Source organism: Streptomyces niphimycinicus (genome assembly GCF_018883605.1).
GTDB classification, from domain to species: Bacteria; Actinomycetota; Actinomycetes; order Streptomycetales; family Streptomycetaceae; genus Streptomyces; species Streptomyces niphimycinicus.
Genome location: NZ_JAHLEM010000533.1, coordinates 1 through 3628 on the forward strand (window position 1 = coordinate 1; position 3628 = coordinate 3628).

General features: G+C 72.4%; 3 protein-coding genes and 1 pseudogene. 1 reads left to right on the forward strand and 3 read right to left on the reverse strand.

Translation table 11 applies throughout. From position 1 onward, the window contains the following. Positions 1 to 210 (forward strand): annotated as a pseudogene (locus KN815_RS35240) (hypothetical protein); the annotation flags it as partial. 300 nt (positions 211 to 510) lie between these two features. Here KN815_RS35240 and KN815_RS35245 read toward each other — a convergent pair. The 3 genes from KN815_RS35245 to KN815_RS35255 all read right to left on the reverse strand — a co-directional run. Next, entirely contained in the window at positions 511 to 1353 is an 843-nt protein-coding gene (locus KN815_RS35245; protein WP_216345915.1) for an enoyl-CoA hydratase/isomerase family protein, read from the reverse strand. Continuing rightward, complete coding sequence (locus tag KN815_RS35250; RefSeq protein WP_216345916.1) at positions 1350 to 2516, reverse strand: CaiB/BaiF CoA transferase family protein; 1167 nt, start codon at positions 2514 to 2516, stop codon at positions 1350 to 1352. Before KN815_RS35250 ends, KN815_RS35245 begins: the two co-directional genes overlap by 4 nt. 4 nt (positions 2517 to 2520) lie before the next feature. Continuing rightward, a partial coding sequence (locus tag KN815_RS35255; protein ID WP_216345917.1) for a class I adenylate-forming enzyme family protein occupies positions 2521 to 3628 on the reverse strand: 1108 nt, incomplete at its 5' end.

Genomic DNA, 3628 nt, shown 5'->3' on the forward strand with positions numbered 1-3628 from the left:
ACCTACGTGCACGCCGCACTGCCGGCCGTGATCACCGTGGTGATGGTCTGGATCACCGCCGTCTTCAACCTGACCGGGAGCGGCATGCCAGGCGGGCCCCTGTGGGCCCAGCTCTGCTCCCTGTTCGGCGGCCCGCTGTCGGTGACCGCGCTCTCCCGGTGGGAGCTGCACCGACTGCGCACACGCCACGGCGTGACCATACGCGGCTGAGACATCCCCCTGTTCGGGTATCGCGGCTGTTCGGGTATCGCGGCGCGCTGCCCCGGGATCACTCCTGGAACGACAGTGCTCCGCGCTCCAGGTCGTTGGTGCGGAACGTGAGCCGGTTGATGACGTTCGACCGGGAGTGGGCCGCCGGCGTGGTGCGGGCGATGCCAGGGCTGGCGAACAGCGAGCGGACCGGGCTGCCTGCGGCGGTCAGTCGGCGCTGCGGCTCCAGCGAGAACAGGGCGACAGCGAGCTTCGTGCGGCCGAGTGGCGGTTGGCCCCGGCGCGCTGCCGACCAGGCGGTCAGGCGCCCCGGAACCGGGGCTCGCGCTTTTGCAGAAACGCGCTGATGCCTTCCCGGCCGTCGGCGGAGTCGAAGAGAGCGCCGAGCGCCGATTGTTCGGCCGTCAGGGCCGCGTCCAGCCCCTGGGCCACCCCGCCGTCGATGACGCGCTTGGCCTCACGGACCGCGAGCGGGGCCTTCGTCGCGAGGAGGACCGCGAATTCGAGGGCCCGCGCGATCAGTTGCTCGGGCTCGGCGATCTCCGTCAGCAGGCCGTGGCGAAGCGCCTCGTCGGGGTGGACGCTGCGACCAGTCATGACCAGTTCCTTGGTGAACCGGGTCCCGGCGGCCCTCGACAGCCGCTGGGTGCCGCCGCCTCCGGGAATCAGCCCGAGCGTGACCTCGGGCAGGGCGAACCTCGCGCGTGCGGAGGCGATGATGAAGTCGCAGCAGAGGGCGACCTCGAACCCGCCTCCGAAGGCATAGCCGTTCACGGCGGCGACGCTGGGCTGCGGCAGGCGTTCCAGCGCGTCGAACACCTGGCGCGACATGCGCTGGTACTCGAGGAAGGCGTCGGTGCTCACGCCGGAGTACTCGCCCACGTCGGCGCCGGCGATGAATCCCCGTCCGGTGCCGGTGAGCAGGACCGAGCGCACCTCCCGGTCCTGCCGGACGCGGATGATCTGCTCGCCGAGGGCGGCGACGAGTTCGCCCGACAGCGCGCCGAGCTTCTCCTCCCGGTCGATGCGCAGAACACGCACGAGGCCGCAGCCGTCGACCGTGTTGTCCTGGACCGCCAGATGCGGGTGCGGGTAGACGATCTGACCCGCCGTCACGGTGGGCGGCTCCTGCCGGGCGCTCATCGTGCGTCACCGACCAGGGCGGCCAGGCTCTCGTCGTCGAGGACCTCACCGAGGACGTCCGCTGTATGCTCGCCGGCCCGTGGCGGCGCGAGCCGCTGGCGCCACGGGGTGGCGCTGAGCGAGACGGGGCAGCCCACCAGCTCGATCGGCGTACCGGCCGGGCCGTCGAGGGTCACCAGTAGGTCGGAGCCCTCCTCCCGCAGCTCGTCCACGGCCTCCTTGGTGGTACGTACCCGGGCCGCCCAGACGCCCGCGGTAAGGAGTGCGTCGAGCCAGTGCTGGACGGTGTTCGTCCGGGTGACGGCCTCGAGCGCCCGCTTGGCGTCGTCCCGTTCGGCCCACGCGTCGAAGTCGGCGACGCCGCTGACGCCGACGGCCGCCGCGACCGTCTCCAGAGGCGCCATGGCGATGGCCAGCCAGCCGTCGGCGGCCTCGTAGACCCCGAACGGCGCGGACAGCCACGCCTGGCCGATGCCGGACGCGGACCGGTCGTATTCGGTGCCCTGGTTCACGAACGCCGAGATCTCCTGGCACTGCATCGCGATCGCGGTCGAGTAAAGGTCCACCTCCACCCGCTGGCCGATGCCGTGGGTCATGCGTGCGATGAGGGCGGCCATGATGCCGTTGGCGAGGGTGAGCGCGGTGGCGTGGTCGACGATGGCCGTGCCCGCGGGGGTCGGCGGATCGGCGCTGCGCCCGGTCGACGCCGCAAGCCCGGACATCGACTGGATGAGAAGGTCCTGCCCCGGCCTGCCCGCCCTGGCGAAGCCGGTGTCCTGGCCCCAGCCGGACCCCGAACAGTAGATGATGTCCTCGCGGACGGCCTGGAAGTCCTCGTATCCGAGCCCGAGCCGGTCCATCACCCCGGGGCGGAAGTTCTCCACGACGACGTCGCACGTCGCCCCCAGCCTCAGCAGTGCCTCCTTGGCCCGGGGATCCTTGAGGTCGAGGGCCACGGAGCGCTTGTTGCGGTTCATCGCGAGGAACGCGGCCGACGCTCCGCCGACGTACTCGCCCATCATGGCGAGGCCGCGTTCCCACTCCCCCTCCGGCCGCTCCACCTTGATGACGTCGGCGCCGAGGTCGGCCAGCATCTGGGTGGCGAACGGTCCGAGCATCATCTGCGTGAAGTCGAGTACGCGGACAGCGTCGAGCGCTTGCATGGTCTCAGTGTTCCTCTCGGTCGGACAGTGTCTGCCGCAGGGTCTTCCGGTCGGTCTTGCCCGCGGCGTTCCTGGGGATCCCGGGCACGGCGTGCACCGCCACGGGCTTCTTGTAGTCCGCCAGCGCCGCGGCGCAGGCGTGCGCGATGGCGGCGAGTACGTCCTCGCCGGGTGTGCCGGTGCGCCGGCCGTCGTCGAGCACGACGGCCGCGGTGACGCCCTCGCCCCACACCGGGTGGGGCATGCCGACGACGGCGGCCTCGCGGACTCCGTCGACCCGCGCGATCACCCGCTCGACCTCGGCGGGGTAGACGTTGAACCCGCCGGTCACGATCATCTCGCTGGAGCGGCCGACGAGGTGCACGTAGCCGTCGGCGTCGACGCGGGCCAGGTCGCCGGTGTGGAACCAGCCCTCGCGGAGCACCTCGGCGGTCAGCTCCGGGCGGTTCCAGTAGCCGGTCGTCACGGTGTCGGCGCGCACCACGATCTCCTCGCCGACGAGGCGCAGCGCCACCCCGGTGACGGGACGTCCGGCGGAGCCGAGGCGGCCGGGAACCCCGGAGGCGTGGTCGGCGGGCGAGAGCACCGTGAGCGGTGCCAGTGCCTCGGCCAATCCGTAGAACTGGGTGAGCGCACCGGGGAAGACGCATTCCGCCAGCTCCAGCGCTTCGGCGCCGATGGGCGAGCCGCCGTAGGGGACGGAACGGACGCCGTGCGGGGCCCTGGCCGCTCCGCCGGCGGCGCGCGCCACACGTTCGAGCATGATCGGCGCCAGCGGGAGGACCGTCACGCCGAACGTCTCGACGGCCTCCAGGACGGCGCGGGCGTCGAAGTGCGGCATCGTCACCGTGGCGGCGCCGCGCACGGCGCAGTCGAGGCCGATGGATCCGCCGAAGTGGCTCATGGGTGCCACGGCCAGGACGACATCGCCCAGTCCGATCGGCGGCAGTTCCCCAAGCGCCCGGGTGGTCTGCGCGACCCAGGACCCGTGGGTGACGATGGCGCCTTTGGGGCGGCCCGTCGTCCCCGAGCTGTACATGAGCATCGCGAGGTCGGCGGGGGCCGGCGCGGGCCACTCGGGGCGCGGCGCCGGCGGCGCCGCCGCCAGCGAG